At 66.2% G+C, this 17,416-nt stretch carries 16 protein-coding genes and 1 tRNA gene; 11 read left to right on the plus strand and 6 right to left on the minus strand.

The window, feature by feature from the left end:
* The first annotated feature begins 1 nt into the window (after window position 1).
* Window positions 2–919 (plus strand): sulfite exporter TauE/SafE family protein, encoded by a 918-nt coding sequence (locus tag ACK8OU_RS05575; RefSeq protein WP_410302378.1) that lies wholly within the window; start codon window positions 2–4, stop codon window positions 917–919.
* Window positions 916–1,671: a TIGR02186 family protein gene (locus ACK8OU_RS05580; RefSeq protein ID WP_410302379.1), complete on the plus strand. Its 756-nt coding sequence runs from the start codon at window positions 916–918 to the stop codon at window positions 1,669–1,671. The genes ACK8OU_RS05575 and ACK8OU_RS05580 overlap by 4 nt, the downstream gene beginning before the upstream one ends.
* Here the strand turns inward: ACK8OU_RS05580 and ACK8OU_RS05585 are convergent.
* Both ACK8OU_RS05585 and ACK8OU_RS05590 read right to left on the minus strand, forming a co-directional pair.
* Complete coding sequence (locus tag ACK8OU_RS05585; RefSeq protein ID WP_410302380.1) at window positions 1,668–2,399, minus strand: SDR family oxidoreductase; 732 nt, start codon at window positions 2,397–2,399, stop codon at window positions 1,668–1,670. The two genes, ACK8OU_RS05580 and ACK8OU_RS05585, sit on opposite strands and share 4 nt — an antisense overlap.
* 13 nt (window positions 2,400–2,412) lie before the next feature.
* Window positions 2,413–2,649, minus strand: coding sequence for an Lrp/AsnC family transcriptional regulator (locus tag ACK8OU_RS05590; protein ID WP_250042231.1), 237 nt, complete (start codon window positions 2,647–2,649; stop codon window positions 2,413–2,415).
* Between the two features lie 125 nt (window positions 2,650–2,774).
* On the opposite strand from ACK8OU_RS05590, the gene ACK8OU_RS05595 reads away from it, so the two are divergent.
* From ACK8OU_RS05595 to ACK8OU_RS05605, 3 genes are all read left to right on the plus strand, one after another.
* Entirely contained in the window at window positions 2,775–3,686 is a 912-nt protein-coding gene (locus ACK8OU_RS05595; protein WP_410302381.1) for an NAD-dependent epimerase/dehydratase family protein, read from the plus strand.
* The gene (locus ACK8OU_RS05600; protein WP_410302382.1) at window positions 3,683–4,288 is read left to right on the plus strand and encodes a sugar transferase; all 606 of its coding nucleotides are present in this window, start codon (window positions 3,683–3,685) and stop codon (window positions 4,286–4,288) included. Before ACK8OU_RS05595 ends, ACK8OU_RS05600 begins: the two co-directional genes overlap by 4 nt.
* A gap of 113 nt (window positions 4,289–4,401) precedes the next feature.
* On the plus strand, window positions 4,402–6,357 hold the full coding sequence (locus ACK8OU_RS05605) for a polysaccharide biosynthesis protein (RefSeq protein WP_410302383.1): 1,956 nt from the start codon (window positions 4,402–4,404) through the stop codon (window positions 6,355–6,357).
* On the opposite strand, the gene truA is transcribed toward ACK8OU_RS05605, so the two are convergent.
* Window positions 6,321–7,100 (minus strand): tRNA pseudouridine(38-40) synthase TruA, encoded by a 780-nt coding sequence (gene truA, locus ACK8OU_RS05610; protein WP_410302384.1) that lies wholly within the window; start codon window positions 7,098–7,100, stop codon window positions 6,321–6,323. The two genes, ACK8OU_RS05605 and truA, sit on opposite strands and share 37 nt — an antisense overlap.
* A 146-nt stretch (window positions 7,101–7,246) precedes the next feature.
* Between truA and ACK8OU_RS05615 the strand changes: the two genes are divergently transcribed.
* On the plus strand, window positions 7,247–8,656 hold the full coding sequence (locus ACK8OU_RS05615) for a YcjX family GTP-binding protein (RefSeq protein WP_410302385.1): 1,410 nt from the start codon (window positions 7,247–7,249) through the stop codon (window positions 8,654–8,656).
* A complete protein-coding gene (locus ACK8OU_RS05620) occupies window positions 8,653–9,663 on the plus strand; it encodes a YcjF family protein (protein WP_410302386.1) in 1,011 nt (336 codons plus the stop codon). Before ACK8OU_RS05615 ends, ACK8OU_RS05620 begins: the two co-directional genes overlap by 4 nt.
* Window positions 9,664–9,671: 8 nt before the next feature.
* Here the strand turns inward: ACK8OU_RS05620 and ACK8OU_RS05625 are convergent, their stop codons facing one another.
* From ACK8OU_RS05625 to ACK8OU_RS05635, 3 genes are all read right to left on the minus strand, one after another.
* Entirely contained in the window at window positions 9,672–10,079 is a 408-nt protein-coding gene (locus ACK8OU_RS05625; protein WP_410302387.1) for a group III truncated hemoglobin, read from the minus strand.
* An 80-nt stretch (window positions 10,080–10,159) separates the two neighbouring features.
* Window positions 10,160–11,890, minus strand: coding sequence for a methionine--tRNA ligase (metG, locus tag ACK8OU_RS05630; RefSeq protein ID WP_410302388.1), 1,731 nt, complete (start codon window positions 11,888–11,890; stop codon window positions 10,160–10,162).
* Between the two features lie 84 nt (window positions 11,891–11,974).
* Window positions 11,975–12,730, minus strand: coding sequence for an SDR family NAD(P)-dependent oxidoreductase (locus tag ACK8OU_RS05635; protein WP_410302389.1), 756 nt, complete (start codon window positions 12,728–12,730; stop codon window positions 11,975–11,977).
* Between the two features lie 120 nt (window positions 12,731–12,850).
* On the opposite strand from ACK8OU_RS05635, the gene ACK8OU_RS05640 reads away from it, so the two are divergent.
* The 4 genes from ACK8OU_RS05640 to ACK8OU_RS05655 all read left to right on the plus strand — a co-directional run bounded on the left by ACK8OU_RS05640 (window position 12,851) and on the right by ACK8OU_RS05655 (window position 17,369).
* Window positions 12,851–12,936: transfer RNA gene (locus ACK8OU_RS05640), tRNA-Leu, on the plus strand.
* A 110-nt stretch (window positions 12,937–13,046) separates the two neighbouring features.
* Window positions 13,047–14,834, plus strand: coding sequence for an ABC transporter transmembrane domain-containing protein (locus ACK8OU_RS05645; protein ID WP_410302390.1), 1,788 nt, complete (start codon window positions 13,047–13,049; stop codon window positions 14,832–14,834).
* A 173-nt stretch (window positions 14,835–15,007) separates the two neighbouring features.
* Entirely contained in the window at window positions 15,008–16,897 is a 1,890-nt protein-coding gene (locus ACK8OU_RS05650) for an acyl-CoA synthetase (protein WP_410302391.1), read from the plus strand.
* 301 nt (window positions 16,898–17,198) lie between these two features.
* Window positions 17,199–17,369, plus strand: a complete 171-nt coding sequence (locus ACK8OU_RS05655; RefSeq protein ID WP_250042187.1) for a hypothetical protein — start codon at window positions 17,199–17,201, stop codon at window positions 17,367–17,369.
* The last annotated feature ends 47 nt before the right edge of the window (window positions 17,370–17,416 follow it).

Consider the following 17,416-nt stretch of genomic DNA (forward strand, 5'->3'; position numbering starts at 1 on the left):
CATGCAGATCTATCTTCCCATCGCCGAGGTCGCCGTCAATGCCTTCACCGTGCTGGGGCTGGGCGGGATTGTCGGGCTTTTGTCCGGCCTGTTCGGCGTGGGGGGCGGTTTCCTGATCACCCCGCTTCTGTTCTTTATCGGGATTCCGCCCATGGTGGCGGTGGCTACGGGGGCCAATCAGGTGGTGGCCTCATCCGTTTCGGGGGTTCTGGCGCAGTTCAAGCGCAAGGCGGTGGATGTGCCGATGGGCCTTGTGCTGCTGGTGGGGGGGCTTCTGGGATCTGCGCTGGGGGTCTGGGTGTTCAACATTCTGGCGCGGCTGGGGCAGATCGACCTGGCGGTGCAGCTGGCCTATGTGCTGCTGCTGGGGTCGATCGGGGTGCTGATGCTCCAGGAATCGCTGCGTGCGATGAACCGGGCGCGCAAGGCGACCAAACCCGTGAAGCGCCATCAGCATATCTGGGTGCACCGGCTTCCGTTCAAGGTCAAGTTCCGGGCCTCGGGGCTGTATATCTCGGTCATCCCGCCGATCCTGGTCGGGCTGGTGGTGGGGGTGCTGGCCGCGATCATGGGGGTGGGCGGCGGCTTCATCATGGTGCCCGCGATGATTTACCTGCTGGGGATGCCCACCAAGGTGGTGATCGGTACATCCCTGTTCCAGATCATCTTTACCGCGGCCTTCACCACGCTGTTGCATGCGGTCACCAACCAGTCGGTCGATGTCATGCTGGCGCTGGTGCTGATCATCGGCGGGGTGGTGGGCGCGCAGATCGGGTCGCGCATGGGCGCGCGGCTGAAGGCGGAACAGTTGCGTATCCTGCTGGCGCTTCTGGTGCTGGCGGTGGCGGGCAAGATCGCGCTGGATTTGTTGCTGCGCCCGGCGGAACTTTATTCCCTGACGGCGGGGATCGGGGCATGATCCGCGCGCTCGCCCTGTTGCTGTGCCTGGCGCTTCCCGCCCGCGGCGAAGAGGTGGTGGCCGGCCTCAGCCGCGACAATATCGGCATCACGGCAAGCTTTGACGGGTCCGAGATCCTGATCTATGGCGCCGTCAAACGCTTTGAGGCGCTGCCCGAAGGTCCGCCCCTTGAGGTGATCGTAACGCTGGAAGGGCCGTCCGCCGGGGTGACGATCCGGCGCAAATCGCGCGAGGCGGGGATCTGGGTCAATACCGAATCCGTGGGCATCGCCGCTGCCCCCACTTTTTATGCGGTGGCGACCTCGGGCCCGATTGGCCAGATCCTGACCCCGGAAGAGGATGTGACCCAGCGCATTTCCGTGCCGCTGGCGGTGCGCGCCTTCGCCGGTCCGCTGGAGGTTGAGGATACGCGTCCCTTTACCGAGGCGCTGGTCCGCATCCGTGAGGCCGAGGGGCTTTACAGTCTGGCCGAAGGCCATGTGACCCTGGTCGAGGATACTTTGTTCCGGGCCGACTTCCGCCTGCCCGCCAACCTGATCGAGGGTGATTACAAGACCCGCATCTTCCTGCTGCGCGGCGGTCGTGTCGTCGATCAGCACCGCGCGGCGATCTATGTGCGAAAGGTCGGGCTGGAACGCTGGCTTTATGTCACATCGCGTAATCAGCCCGCGCTTTACGGGCTGATTGCGCTGGTGCTGGCGGTATTCGCCGGATGGGCGGCGGCGGCGGTGTTTCGGCTGATCCGGCCCTAGCCGCGCCCGACATAGGGCATGTTGGTGGCCATCACCGTCATCTGCAGCACATTCGCGCCGACCGGCAGGCTGGCCATGTGCAGCACCGATCGCGCGACATCCAGGGTTTCCATCATCGGTTCGGTGCGGATGGCGCCATCGGCCTGCAAGACGCCGGTTTCCATCCGTGCGGCCAGTTCGGTGCGCGCATTGCCCACGTCGATCTGGCCCGCGGCGATGTTGAAGGGCCGCCCGTCCAGCGCCAGTGTCCGGGTCAGCCCGGTGATCGCATGTTTGGTCGTGCTGTAGCACACCGATCCGGGCCGCGGCGCGGTGGCCGCGATCGAGCCGTTGTTGATGATCCGCCCGCCCTGCGGCGCCTGCCGGCGCATCTGGGCAAAGGCCGCGCGGGCGCACAGGAACATGCCGGTCAGGTTGACCGCGACCGAATTGGTCCAGTCTTCCAGCGGGATTTCATCGATCAGCCCGCCCTTGGGGAAAACGCCTGCATTGTTGAACAGAACGTCGATCCGGCCAAAGCGCGCGACCGTGGCCGCAAAGGCCGCCTCGACGCTGACTGCATCGGTCACGTCGCAGCCATGCGCCAGCGCGTCCCGGCCTGCCACGATTTCCTCCAGCAGGGATTGGCGCCGCGCCAGAAGCGCCACTTGCCATCCCGCGCCCAGTGCCGCCTCGGCCACCGCCCGCCCGATACCCGAGCTTGCGCCCGTAATAACCATCACCGTCATCGCGCCGCCCCTTTCAGAATGCCTTGAAGGTCATCGTGGTCAGGGTTCGGTTGATCCCCGGAATGTCGAACAGCTTTTCGGTCAGGTAATGGCCGACATCGGCCTCTTCGGGGATATAGACCTTGGCCAGCAGGTCATATTCCCCGCTGGTGGAATACAGTTCGCTGACCACTTCGCGGTCATAGATATCATTGGCAACCTGATAGGTCTTGCCGGGCTGGCAGCGGAACTGAACGAAAACGCAACGCATCGGGGCCTCCATCGAATTTGGCGACAGACTAGGCCGGGGCGCGTGCGGGCGAAAGGGTCTTGTGCAGTGGTGCGCGGCGCCGGGTGATGATAAGGCTGGCACATCGCAGCAAACCGATCGTATTCATGCCGATCCTTATGCCCATTCCGGCCCCGACTGTTCCGCGCCTTCTGGTGGTGGGGGGAACGGGGCGTCTGGGCGGGCTGCTGCGCCGGGCCTGGATGGCGCCCGGGGGGGCAGGGGCCCTGCGCGCGCTGCACACGGTCTGGCAGGCCCGGGACGAGGGGCAGGGCGGCGATATCCTGTTTGACCCGCTGACCGCGCCGCAGGCTTTTGCCTGTGCGGCGGCGGCGGCGGATGTGGTGTTAAACCTTGCAGGCGTGGTCAGCGGGACGCCCGATCACCTTGCCGACAACCGGCGCCTTGCGCTGGCGGCGGCGGCGGCGGCGGGCGCGGCGGGGGTTCCCCTGGTGCAGGCATCGTCCGCAGCGGTCTATGGCGCGCAGGCTGGGCCCTTGTCCGAGGATGCCCCGACCAGCCCCGCGGCCCCCTATGGCCAGGCCAAGCTTGCCGCCGAAGCGGCGCTTGATGCGCTGGCGCCCGCGGATCGGGGCCCGGCCATCGTGCAGCTGCGCATCGGCAATGTCGCGGGCGCCGATGCCCTGCTGGGCAGGCCCGCGCCGGCCGGGGGCCGCGTTCTGGACATCTTCGCCGACGGCCGCGCGCCCCGGCGCAGTTATATTGGCCCGCAGGCGCTGGCCGAGGCGCTGGCGCGATTGGTGCGGCTGCTGGCGGCGGGTATCGCGGTGCCGGGGCGGATCAACCTGGCGTTGCCCGGCGCGGTCGGCATGGATGCCCTGCTGCGCGCGGCGGGCCAGCCCTGGGTCCAGCGGCCCGCCCCCGCCGGGGCGATCCCCGAGGTGACGCTGGACGTGGCGCGCGCCCTGGCGCTTGACCTGATCCCCGAAACCCCGGCGCAGGCCACCGCGATCCTGGCCGATCTTGTCGCGCTTTCCCCGATGCAGGCCCCCGGATGACCATCGGCAAACGCGCCTTTGACCTTGTGTTTGCCCTGCTGCTGCTGCCGGTCCTGGCGCCGGTGATCGCGGCGGTGGGCCTGTGGATCCTGCTGGCCGACGGGCGCCCGGTCTTTTACCTGGCCGAACGCATGAAGGCGCCGGGCGAACCGTTCCTGTTGTGGAAGTTCCGCACGATGACCACGGTTGCCGCCGATGCGGGCGTGTCCGGCGGGGACAAATCGGCCCGGGTCACGCGGACGGGCCGGCTGCTGCGCCGCTATCGGCTGGATGAGCTGCCGCAGATCTGGAACATCCTGAAAGGGGACATGAGCTTTGTCGGTCCGCGCCCGCCCCTGCGCCAGTATGTCGAGCGGTTCCCAATGCTTTATGCCCAGGTGCTGCAAAGCCGTCCGGGCGTGACGGGGTTGGCCTCGCTGGTCTATCACCGGCATGAGGAACGTATTCTGGCGGCCTGCGCCACCGCGCAGGAAACCGACGCCGCCTATTGCCGGCGCTGCGTTCCGGCGAAGGCACGGCTGGACCTGATCTATCAGAAACATCGGTCGATCTGCTTCGATCTTGTGTTGATCGGCCGCACCGTGGCGCGCGTGCTGCGCTAAGTTCCGCCGTATATTTGACAACATTCTTTTGCTGTCGGCGCCATTTGTGTAAACATTTTGTTAAGGATGTTTGGCTTTGTTCCAGTCAGGTCACAGCGGTGCGCCGGATGGGCATGATAAAGACAGTGATATCCCTCAATCGGGTTCAGAAGAACGCGATCCTTCTGGTCCTTGATCTTTGTCTGGTGCCTGTGGCGCTGCTGCTGGCGCTTGCGCTGCAGTATTCGACGGTCTTTCCCGTGTCGCGGCTGATGGCCAACTGGCTGTTCATGCCGCTGCTGATGCTGGCGGCGCTGGCGCTGACGCAGGTGCTGGGCCTGCGCAAGGTGCGGCTGAAGGATTATCACATCGGCATGGTGCTGCGCACGGGCCTGCTGGCGGGGGCGATGGGGCTGTGTTCGGCGGCGCTGGCGGCGCTGGGGGGCAATCCGTTTCCGATGGCGCTGCATGTCATTTTCGCGCTGGTCTATTTCGCCTTGTTTTCGGGCGCGCGCCTGGCGCTTTTGCAGGTGCTGTTGTCGATCTATCGACGGTCGCGCGCGGTGACGCGGGTGGCGATCTATGGCGCCGGGCGCACCGGCATGGCGCTGGCATCGGCGCTGAAGGCCAAGCCCGACATCGTTGCCTATGCCTTCCTGGATGACAATGCGACCCTGCGCGGGTTGAACGTCTGTGGCCTGCCGGTTCATGCCGGGGTGCATGCCGAACGGGTGAAGGATCTGTACAAGCTGAACCGCGTGATCCTTGCGATGCCGTCGTTGTCGGAACACAAGCAGACCTATCTGTCGAAAAAGCTGGAAAGCCTGGGCCTTGAGGTGCAGACCCTGCCCGCCTTTGCCCAGCTGGTCGGCGGTGAGGCGCTGGTGGACAAGCTGTTGCCGGCGGGGCCGTCGGCGCTGCTGGCACGCGATCCGCTGCATGACCTGATCGACATGGGCTGTGGTGAATACCGCGGTGCCTCGGTGCTGATTTCGGGGGCGGGGGGCTCAATCGGGCTGGAACTGTGCCGCCAGATCATCCGCTGTCGCCCGGCGCATCTGGTGCTGCTGGAACTGTCCGAACTGGCGCTTTACAACGCCGAGGCCGAAATGCGCGTTCTGGCCGAACAGGCGGGGGTCGAGATTGTGCCGGTGCTGGGGTCGATCGCCGATCCGCTGCTGGTGGACAGCGTCCTGCGCGCCCACAAGGTGCAGGTGGTGCTGCATGCCGCTGCCTACAAGCATGTGCCCCTGGTCGAGGCGAACCCCCGGGCGGGGCTGGCCAACAACGTTCTGGGCACCGCGGTCCTGGCGCAAAAGGCGCGCGATGCCGGGGTGCGCCGGTTCGTTCTGGTGTCATCCGACAAGGCGGTTCGGCCGGGCAATGTGATGGGCGCGTCGAAACGGCTGGCTGAACTGATCGTGCAGGATCTGGCGCAGCGGTCGCGCGGCACGATCTTTTCCATCGTGCGGTTCGGCAATGTGCTGGGGTCCTCCGGGTCGGTGATCCCGCTGTTTCAGGAACAGATCGCCCGCGGCGGCCCGGTCACCCTGACCGATGAGGGGGTGACGCGCTATTTCATGACGATCATGGAGGCTGCGCGCCTGGTGCTTCTGGCCGGTTCCTTTGCCGAAGGCGGCGAGGTCTTTGTGCTGGATATGGGCAATCCGGTCTTCATCTGCGATCTGGCACGCCAGTTGATCGAGGCCGCCGGCTACAGTGTGCGCGATGCGGCCAATCCCGATGGCGATATCGAGATTGTCACCACCGGCCTGCGCCCGGGCGAAAAGCTGCATGAAGAGCTGATGGTCCGCAAGGGGGCCCAGACCACGGCGCACCCCAAGATCATCCGCGTGCGCGAAGATCGGCTGTCGGAACTGAAAATGGCCGCGGCCTTGCGCGATCTGCGCGAGGCGATCGATACCGGTGACGAAGGCGCGGTTCTGTCCGCGCTGGCGCGCGCCGTGCCCGATTACATGCCCCAAAGCCAGCCTGCCAGCGCCCTTGCGGTGCAGGTGGTCGACAGGTTGAAAGCCGCTGCCGTGCCGTCGCTTCAGGCCGCGGGTGTGGCAAAGGGATCGCCCGGATAGCCCACACCGCACAGGTAAAGCCCCTGCGGCGGGCAGACCGGCCCACAGGCGGCCCGGTCGCGGGCGTTCAGCGCGGTTTTCACATCCTCGGGCGTCCAGGCCCCGGCGCCTACGCGTTCCAGTGTGCCCACGATCGAGCGCACCTGATTGTGCAGGAACGACCGCGCCCGCAGGTGAAATCGGAACTCGCGCCCGTGGGGGATGTCCAGTTCCTCGATGCGGATTTCGTCCAGCGTCTTCAACGGCGAGGCCGCCTGACAGATCGACGACCGGAAGGTGGTGAAATCGTGGTGGCCCACCAGATGGGCGGCGCCTGCGCGCATCGCTTCGGCGGAAAGCGGGTTCAGGACCTGCCAGACCAGGCCGCGGTCATGGGTGACGGGCGCGCGGCGCTGCAGCAGCCGGAACAGATAGCGCCGTTCCGTTGCCGAAAACCGGGCGTGAAAATCATCCCCGACCCGGGCACAGGCCAGGATTGCCACGGGGGCGGGCTTCAGATGAAAGTTCAGCGCCTCGGACAGGCGAAACGGGTCCCAGTCCCGCGTCAGATCGGCATGGGCCACTTGCGCTGTGGCATGCACGCCCGCATCCGTGCGCCCGGCGGCGGCGATGGTATGGGGTCCGGGTTCCAGCCGGGCAAGCGCGGCCTCAACCGCGCCCTGAACCGAAGGCTGCACCGCCTGGCGCTGCCAGCCGGAAAAGGGGCCCCCGTCATATTCGATCCTGAACGCATATCTTGGCATGATCCGCCCATAGCGCGACCGCGCGGCTGGCTGCAATCCCCCGTGACGCGATGCCGGTGCCTTTGCGCGCATGGCGGGCCAGACGGGCCCTTTTCCCGGCGCCTCGGGCCGCCTATCTTGGATCAAGGGCAGAAAAGGCGGATACCTTGGGCATTGGCGATATTGCAGACGGGCTGGCGCGCGGGATCGAGGGGCTTGGCGCCACCGTGTCCGAGGCCCTGTTCGAGCCGGTTATCCGGCTGGGTGTGACCGGCCTGTCGCGGGCGGGCAAGACCGTCTTCATCACATCCCTGGTTGCCAATCTGCTGGACCGGGGGCGGATGCCGGCGCTGACGGCCGCGGCCAATGGGGCAATCCGCGCTGCCTATCTGCAGCCCCAGCCCGATGATACGGTGCCCCGGTTCGACTATGAATCACATCTTGCCGCGCTGACAGGCCCCGACCCGCACTGGCCCGAAGGCACCCGCGCGATTTCCGAACTGCGCGTGTCGTTCCGGGTGCAGCCGTCGGGCATGATGGGTAATCTGCGCGGGGCGCGGACGGTGCATCTGGATATTGTCGATTACCCTGGCGAATGGCTGCTGGATCTGTCGTTGATGGACCGGTCCTATGACGACTGGTCGGCCGATGTGTTGGCGCGCATGGCGGGGCGTCCGGGGGCCGAGGCGTTTCTGGCACGGCTGGACGGGGTTGATCGCAGCGCGGCGCATGACGAAACCGTCGCCCGGGCGCTGGCCGATGCTTTCGCCGCCCATCTTCAGGCGGCGCGCGCGGCGGGGTATTCGGATTGCTCGCCCGGTCGCTTTCTGCTGCCCGGTGAACTGGCCGGGTCGCCGGTACTGACCTTTGCGCCCCTGCCACCCGGCGAAAGCCCGCGCGGATCGCTGGGCCGCGAGATGGGCCGCCGGTTCGCGGCCTACAAGGCCCAGGTCGTGCGCCCCTTCTTTCGCGATCATTTCGCGCGGATCGACCGCCAGATCGTGCTGGTGGATGTGCTGGGCGCGATCCACGCAGGCCCCGCCGCGCTTGAGGACCTGCGTCGTTCCATGGCCGGGGTGCTGCGGGCCTTTCGCCCCGGAACCGCGGGCTGGCTGACAAGCCTTCTGGGCGGGCGCCGGGTGGAACGCATCCTGTTCGCGGCCACCAAGGCCGATCATCTGCATCACGCCCAGCATGCCCGGCTGACCGCGATCACCGGCGCGTTGTTGCGCGAGGCGAAGGATCGCGCCGATTTCGCCGGCGCGCGCACGACGGCGATGTCGATCGCCGCGTTGCGTGCCACGACCGAGGACAGGCTGCCCCATCAGGGCCGCAGCTTGGATGCGGTGCGGGGCACGCTTCTGGATGGGCGTCAGGCCGCCTTCTACCCCGGGGAATTGCCCGCCGATCCGGCGCAGCTTCTGGCGCCGGCGCGCGCCGGCGCCGACCGCTGGCTGGATGCGGATTACGCCATCATGTCTTTTGCCCCCGCGCGGCTGCAGCTGAAACCCGGCGAGGGGCCGCCGCATATCCGGCTGGACCGGGCCGCCGAATTCCTGATCGGGGACAGATTATGACCGACAAGACCGCGCCCGTCCTGATTGAGCTGGATACGCCCCCGCCCAGCCCCGCCGAGGCGCCGCCCCTGGATGAGCCGCCCTTGCACGATCCGCGCCCCGAGGGGCGGGCGATGCAGATCGCGGCGCGTCTGGCCGCGCGCCCGGCATCGCGCATCACGCGGTTTTTCTGGCGCGCGGCGGGGGCGTTGGTGGCCTTTGTCGCCTCGGTCGCGGCGTGGAATTTCGTGCTGGGTCTGTTTGTGGCGAATCCGGTTTTGGGCTGGGTCGGGACGGTTCTGATCGGGGCCTTCCTGCTGGCGGCTGCGCTGTTGGCGGGGCGGGAACTGGCGGCCTTTGCCCGGTTGCGGCGGCTGGATCAGGTGCATCGGGCGGTTTCGGCGGCGGCGGCGGCGGGCGATCTGGCGCAGGCGCGCCGTGTGGTGGCGGACCTGTCCGCGCTTTATGCCGCCCGCCCGGAACTGGATTGGTCGCGCGCGCGCCTGGCGGACCGTGCCGCCGAGGCCGTCGATGCCGACGCCCTTTTGCACAGCGCCGAGCGCGAGCTGATGGGCCCGCTGGATACCGCCGCCCGGCTGGAGGTCGAGGCCGCGGCGCGCACGGTGGCCACCGTCACCGCGTTGGTGCCGCTGGCCCTTGCCGATGTCTTTGCCGCGCTGGCGGCGAACCTGCGCATGATCCGGCGCATCGCGGAAATTTACGGCGGGCGGGCGGGCAGCTTTGGCAGCTGGCGGCTGGCGCGCACGGTGCTGACGCATCTTGTGGCCACGGGCGCGGTCGCGGCGGGCGATGACCTGATCGAAACCATGGCCGGCGGTGGCCTGTTATCCAAGATTTCACGCCGCTTCGGCGAGGGCGTGGTGAATGGTGCGCTGACTGCCCGCGTCGGTATCGCCGCGATCGAGGTGTGCCGCCCGATGCCTTTTGCCGCGCTGGAAAAACCGCGCGTGACGAACCTGATCGGTCGGGCGCTGGCGGGACTGTTCCCGAAGGCAAAGGCGGAATGACGCGCCTACTAACGCAGGACCGGGGCGGCACCGGGCGTGCGGCCCATGTCTTCCACGCCCAGACGCAGGCCCTTGCCGATGCGATGGGCCAGCGCCGACCAGCTGGCGGCGGCCAGCGGGTCCAGTTCACGCCGAAGGGTGTCGTCGAACAGGCCCAGCCAGATCGGAAAGTGGCCGCCCTTCACATCGCCGGCCCGGCGGTGCGCCATCATCGGGCTGCCATCATAGCCGGGCATGAACAGGATCGCCCCTTTCCAGAACCGGGCGATCCGGGCCTCATGCGCGGGCCAGTCGGTCACATGGGCCGCAAAGACCGGGCCCAGCAGGTGATGGCTGCGCACGCGGGCATAAAAGGCGGCGACGACGGCCTCGATCTGGCCTTCGGTGATCTCGAAACGGGGCGGCGGGGCGGTCATGGCAGATCCTTTCATCCCCCAGATAGGCCCGCGACCGTGCGACGACAAGCGCCGCGCGGTCACAGCCCCGGCGCGCAGGCCTAGCTGCGCACCCCGGCAAAGCGTTGCTGCCATTCTTCCCGCTCTTCATCCGCGATCTTGCGGAACAGGACGTCGGGCGTTTCGAATGCGTGGCCTGCGGGCAGGGCAGAAAGTGCCGCAGGCACATCCACCGGCCAGCTGTTGTCGTCGGTCTTCAGCGCGGCCAGCATCGTGGCGGCGGCGTCGGGGATGAAGGGTTCGGACAACACCGCATAGATGCGGATCAGGTTCAGCGCCAGGCGGGTCTGCGCCGCGGCCTGCGCCGGGTCGGTCTTGAACACGGTCCAGGGCGCGGCCGATTGCAGATATTCGTTGCCCGCTACCCAGATTGCGCGCAACTCGGCCGCGGATTTGCGAACCTCCATCGCCTCCATATGCGCTTCGTAGGCGCGGATGCGGGTGGTCAGTTCGGCGACCAGCGCCTGTTCGCGGTCGCCCATCGCGCCGCCTTCGGGCAGCGCCTCGCCGAATTTCGAGCGGCAGAACTTGGTGATGCGGCTGACGAAGTTGCCCAGCACGTCGGCCAGGTCCTTGTTGACCGAGGTCTGGAAGTTTTCCCAGGTGAATTCGCTGTCGCTGCTTTCGGGCGCGTGGGACAAAAGCCACCAGCGCCAGTAATCGGCGGGCAGGATCGACAGCGCCTGGTCCATGAAGACACCGCGTCCCTGGCTGGTTGAAAACTGGCCGCCGTCATAGTTCAGATAGTTAAAGGACTTGATGTAATCGACCAGCTTCCACTGCGCCCCGCCGGCGCGATTGGCGCCGATGATCGTGGCGGGGAAGGACAGCGTGTGGAAAGGCACGTTATCCTTGCCCATGAATTCGGTATAGGTCACATCCGCCGCGCCCGCATCGCCGCGCCACCAACGCTGCCAGGCCGCGTCGCCCAGACCGTTCTTGTCGGCCCATTCTGCCGTGGCGGCCAGATATTCGATCGGAGCGTCGAACCAGACGTAAAAGACCTTGCCTTCCATGCCCGACCAGGGCGCGCCCGGAAACTGGGCGGGCACGCCCCATTCCAGATCGCGGGTGATGCCCCGGTCCTGCAGCCCTTCGCCGTCGTTCAGCCATTTCTTTGCGATCGAGGTGGTCAACACCGGCCAGTCGGTCTTGCCGTCGATCCAGGCCTCCAGGTCGCCTTTCAGGCTGCGCTGTTTCAGGTAAAGGTGCTTGGTTTCGCGCACCTCAAGCCGGGTGGACCCGGAAATCGCCGAACGCGGGTTGATCAGATCGGTGGGGTCCAGCTGTTTGGTGCAGTTTTCGCATTGATCCCCGCGGGCCTTTTCATAGCCGCAGTTGGGGCAGGTGCCCTCGATGTAGCGGTCGGGCAGGAAACGGTTGTCATCGACGGAAAACACCTGGGATTCGGTGACTTCCTCGATCAGGCCCTGTTCGCCCAGCGTCTTGGCGAAATATTGCGTCAGTTCATGGTTGCGCGATGATGACGACCGGCCGAAGTGATCGAACGACAGCCGGAAGCCGCGCGCGATTTCGGCCTGCACATCGTGCATTTCGGCGCAGTATTCGGCCACCGGCTTGCCGGCCTTGGCGGCGGCCAGTTCGGCGGGCGTGCCGTGTTCGTCGGTGGCGCAGATGAACATCACCTCATGGCCGCGCGCGCGCTGATAGCGGGCGAACAGATCGGCGGGCAGCTGTGAGCCGACAAGGTTGCCCAGATGCTTGATGCCGTTGATGTAGGGAATCGCCGATGTGATGAGGTGCCGCGCCATGAGCCTACCTTTCGTCCCGTTTGGCGCGCGGTTTACAAGGGTTCCGGGGGCAAGGCCAGAGGGTTTGCCCCTCTGGCCGCGCGTTCATTTCGCCGTATAGCCGCCATCGACCAGATGATAGGACCCGGTGATGAAGCTGGCGCGGTCCGACAGCAGGAACAGCACCAGCGCGGACACCTCTTCGGGGGTGCCCAGACGATTCAGCGCGTGCTGGCCTTCAAGGAATTTCAGGGTGTCGGCGTCAAGGCCGCCTTCGACCATCGGTGTGCGGATAAAGCCCGGTCCCACCGCATTCACCCGCACACCCCCGGCAGCATGTTCCATCGCGGCGTTCTTGGTCATGCCGACGACACCGTGCTTGGCCGCGACATAGGCGGGCGATCCGGCAAAGCCGACCATGCCCAGGATCGAGGCGATGTTGACCACCGCGCCGCCCCCGGCCTGTTCGATCGCCGGGATGCCAAAGCGCATGCCATGGAAGACGCCGTTCAGGTTGATGTCGATCACCTTTTTCCAGCCATCCAGCGGATAGTCCCCGGTGTTGCCAAACGGGCCGCCAATGCCGGCATTGTTGACCATCAGGTGCAGCGCGCCGGTCTTTTCCACCGCCAGGTGCACCAGCGCCTCGACCGCGGCGGGGTCGGCTACGTCGCAGGCATGGGCAAAGGCCGTGCCGCCCGCCGCTGTGATCTGGTCAGCCACCTGGCCTGCATGGTCCTTGTTCAGATCGGATACGATCACGCGGGCGCCACCTTCGGCCAGTTCGCGTGCGATGGCCGCGCCGATGCCGGACCCGGCACCTGTCACGATTGCGGTCTTGCCGTCAAAGCGGATGTCCATTCGCCCCTCCTGTCGTTTCATCGGGTTCAGTCTGGCGTGGAATGGACACTGGCGCAACGACATGTCTGAAATGTGACTGCCCTTGCCGCAGCCGGGCGCTTGGGCTAGCCAAGGGGGCGTGCGGGCGTGGCGAAATGGTAGACGCATGGGACTTAAACTCCCTCGGGCGCAAGCCCATGCCGGTTCGAGTCCGGCCGCCCGCACCAATCGCGCCGCATCGCATGGCGCGCGCTTTGCCACAGGATGCTTGCCCCCCGGGGCCACAGCCAATAAACCCTTGCCCGGACCGGAACGGCCGGGACCGTAAGGGGAAGACATGGCACGCAGGGCAGACAGCGCGGTCGCGGACCGCCCGACAACCAAACGCATCGGTGCGCTGAAGGGGCTTGGCCCGTTCATCCTGCCCTACCGGGGCATCGCGCTGGCGGCGTTGGGGGCGCTGGTCCTGACCGCCTCGATCAGCCTGATCCTGCCGCTGGCGGTGCGCCGGGTGGTCGATGGCTTTGGTCAGGGCGCCGAGCTGCTGGATCAGTATTTCCTGGCGGCGCTGATCATCGCGGGGCTTTTGGCGCTGGGCACGGGGCTGCGCTATTATCTTGTCACGCGGTTGGGCGAACGGGTCGTGGCCGATATCCGCAAGGCTGTCTTCGATCGCGTCCTGGGCATGAGTCCCGCGTTCTTTGAGCGCATCCTGACGGGTGAGATCATCAGCCGGATCACCACCGATACCACGCTGATCCTGTCGGTGATCGGGTCATCCGTTTCGGTGGCGCTGCGCAACCTGCTGATCCTGATCGGGGGCATGGTGATGCTTCTGGCCACATCGGCCAAGTTGACGGGGCTTGTGCTGCTGGTGGTGCCTGCGGTGGTGGTGCCGATCGTCGTTCTGGGGCGGCGGTTGCGGGCGCTTTCGCGCGAGAACCAGGACTGGATCGCCAGTTCCTCGGGCTCGGCCTCGGAGGCGCTGTTGTCGGCGCAGACCGTTCAGGCATTTACCCATGAGGCCGAGACGCGGCACGCCTTTGCCGATGTGACCGAGAAATCCTTTGTCGCGGCGAAAAAACGCATTACGACGCGCGCGGTGATGACCGTGATCGTGATCTTCCTGGTCTTTGCCGGGGTGGTCGGCGTGCTGTGGGTCGGCGCACGGGACGTGCGGCTGGGCCATATGAGCGTGGGTGAACTGGTGCAGTTCGTGATCTACGCGGTCATGGTTGCCGGATCGGTCGGTGCCCTGTCCGAAATCTGGGGTGAGCTGCAGCGCGCTGCAGGGGCGACCGAACGTCTGGTCGAGCTGCTGGGGGCCGGGGATACGGTGCGCGATCCGGCCCATCCGCTGCCCCTGCCGATGCCGGCCAAGGGCGCCATCGGCTTTGAGGATGTGACCTTCCACTATCCGTCGCGCCCCGATGTTTCGGCGCTGGATCATGTCAGCCTGTCGATCGCGCCGGGCGAGACGGTGGCGCTGGTCGGGCCCTCGGGCGCGGGCAAGACCACGGTGATCCAGCTGATCCAGCGATTCTGGGACCCCGAGACAGGCCGCGTTACCATCGATGGCCACGATCTGCGCGACATGGCGCGGGCCGATTTCCGCCGCGCCATCGCGCTGGTGCCGCAGGATCCGGTGATCTTTGCCGCCTCGGCGCGCGACAACATCCGTTTCGGTCGCCCCGGCGCCAGCGACCGCGAGGTTGAAGAGGCCGCCCGCGCCGCCCATGCGCATGATTTCCTGACCGCCCTGCCGCAGGGCTATGACACCTATGTCGGTGAACGCGGGGTCATGCTGTCGGGCGGGCAGAAGCAGCGCATCGCCATCGCCCGCGCAATTCTGCGCGATGCGCCGATCCTGCTGCTGGATGAGGCGACAAGCGCGCTGGATGCCGAATCCGAACGTGAGGTGCAGGCCGCGGTGGAACGTCTGGCGGTGGGGCGCACGACGGTGATCGTGGCGCACCGGCTGGCCACGGTGAAGAAGGCCGACCGCATCGTTGTCTTTGACGAAGGGGGCATTGTTGCGCAGGGCACGCATGATGCGCTGGTCGCCGAAGATGGCCTTTACGCCCGGCTGGCGCGGCTGCAATTCACCCACGGCGCGGGCGGCTGAACTTTCGGCCCGGGGCGCGCGCGTTTCGGCATGGGTGCACCCGGGCTTTTCCCTTGCGTCAGAAACTGTCGTGACGTGACGTTTTGCGTCGTACGGTCCCTTGCCCGCGCGGCGGGTTTAGGCCCATTCTGGTCTGGAAGCCCGCAGAGGAACGGGCGACAGGGGAGGGCCTGATGCCGACTTTTGCATCCATCGCAGACCGTGACGCCGTTGAACGCGAAATGCCGTGGGAGGCGCGCGAACGCCCCGCGACGATCTATCAGTTCCTGACCCGCGCGAAGGACACCTATGGCAATCGCCCCGCGCTGTCGTTCCAGATCCTGTCCGGGCCGGCCGACAAGGCCGAAACCCTGACCTGGCAGGCGCTGCATGGCCGGGTGACGCAGGCCGCGAACCTGCTGCGCAAGCTGGGCGTGGGGCCGGACGACACGGTTGCCTATCTGCTGCCCAACTGCCTTGAAACCGCGGTCGTGTTGCTGGCGGGGGCGACGGCGGGGATCGTCAATCCGATCAACCCGCTGCTGGAAGCGGAACAGATCAGCGCGATCCTGCGGGAAACCAACGCCAAGGTGCTGGTGACGCTGCGCGCCTTCCCCAAGACCGATGTGGCGCAAAAGGCCGCCGAGGCGGTGAAACTCGCGCCCAACGTCAAGACCGTGCTTGAGGTGGACCTGAACCGCTATCTGACCCCGCCCAAAAGCTGGATCGTGCCGCTGGTCCGCCCGAAGAATCCGGTGGACCACAAGGCCGATGTGTTCGGTTTCAACGCCGAGGCGGCACGCATGCCTGCCGACCGGCTGGCCTTTGACGACCCCGCCGTGGATCGGGTCGCGGCCTTCTTTCACACCGGGGGCACCACCGGCATGCCCAAGGTCGCGCAGCACAAATATTCCGGCATGATCTATAACGGCTGGCTGGGCGGCACGCTTTTGTTCACCAGGGAAGATGTGCTGATCTGTCCGCTGCCGTTGTTCCACGTCTTTGCGGCCTATCCGATCCTGATGTCGGCCATCGCCTCGGGGGCGCATGTGGTGTTCCCGACACCGGCGGGCTATCGCGGGGATGGCGTCTTCGACAACTTCTGGAAGCTGGTCGAACGCTGGAAGGTCACCTTCCTGATTTCCGTGCCGACGGCCATCGCCGCGCTGATGCAGCGCCCGGTGAATGCCGACATTTCCAGCCTGCGCACGGCGATTTCCGGGTCGGCGCCGCTGCCGATCGAACTTTATAACCGTTTCAAGGCCGCGACAGGGGTGGAAATCGCCGAAGGTTACGGACTGACCGAGGCGACCTGTCTGGTGTCGGTGAACCCGGTGGACGGGCTGAAGAAGGTGGGGTCGGTCGGCATCCCGCTGCCCTATACCCATGTGCGTATCCTGAAACGGACCAATGGCGATTTCATCGAATGCGGCGTCGATGAGGTGGGCGAGATCTGCGTGGCCAACCCCGGTGTCTTTGAAGGGTCCACCTATACCGAGGTCGACAAGAACCACGACCTGTTCGCCGAGGACCGGTTCCTGCGCACGGGCGATCTGGGACGGATGGACCCGGATGGCTATCTGTGGATTACCGGCCGCGCCAAGGATCTGATCATTCGGGGGGGGCACAACATCGACCCCGCCGAGATCGAGGAAGCGATGCTGGCCCATCCCGCCGTGGCCTTCGCCGGGGCGATCGGCCAGCCCGACAGCTTTGCCGGGGAACTGCCGTGTTGCTATGTCGAACTGGTCGGTGGGGCCAGCGCGACCGGGGACGAGCTGATGGACCATGCCCGCAAGCATATCCACGAACGCGCCGCGATCCCCAAGCATATCGAGGTTCTGCCGGAATTGCCCAAGACCGCGGTGGGCAAGATATTCAAACCAGATCTGCGCAAACGCGCGATCATGCGGGTCCTGAACGCAACCCTGGCCGAGGCGGGCCTTGCCGCGCATGTCATTTCCGTGGTCGAGGATCGCAAACGCGGGCTTGTGGCACAGGTGGCCGCGCGCGGCACGGTCGATGAGATGGCGCTGGCGCACAAGCTGGGTGAATTCACCGTGCCCTGGGACTGGGCGCGCTGACCGCGCGGCCCCGCGGATATGATTCGGCCGCGCCACCCGCGCGGCCGTTTCTTTTTCAGCCTGTGCGATGGATTGGCGCCATTTGGCAAACAATGAACCCTTGTGTGGGTGATTGTTTGGGTATCCGTGCGCGAATCTGCGGCGGCATAAATCAACCTTTGGTTGTCTAACTTTCTCCGCCAAAATGGCTTGGATTTGGCGCAGGGGCGCCATTTTTCCGACATTTCCGGGGTCAATCTTTGGCAACAGGTAGCGATTGTGGCGGTAAAGTTCGAAACCTCGTCAGCCAAGGACGCCCAGAATGACCAATTTCATCGAAAAAGCCCGCGCCGGTCGCATGAATGCGCTTGCAACCCTTGCCGCAACCCCGGTGGGCCATGCACAAACTGCCCGCAATCGGGCGCCCAGTCGCCACAACGTGGTCACCTTCGCCTCAAGTCGTGCGCGGCGGATGGACACGATCCTGACCTGATCCGTCCCGCAGGGGGCCTTGAAAAAGGGCGCGTGGCAGACCCACGC

The sequence above is a fragment of the Pontitalea aquivivens genome (assembly GCF_046507575.1).
Classification (GTDB): domain Bacteria; phylum Pseudomonadota; class Alphaproteobacteria; order Rhodobacterales; family Rhodobacteraceae; genus Pontitalea; species Pontitalea aquivivens.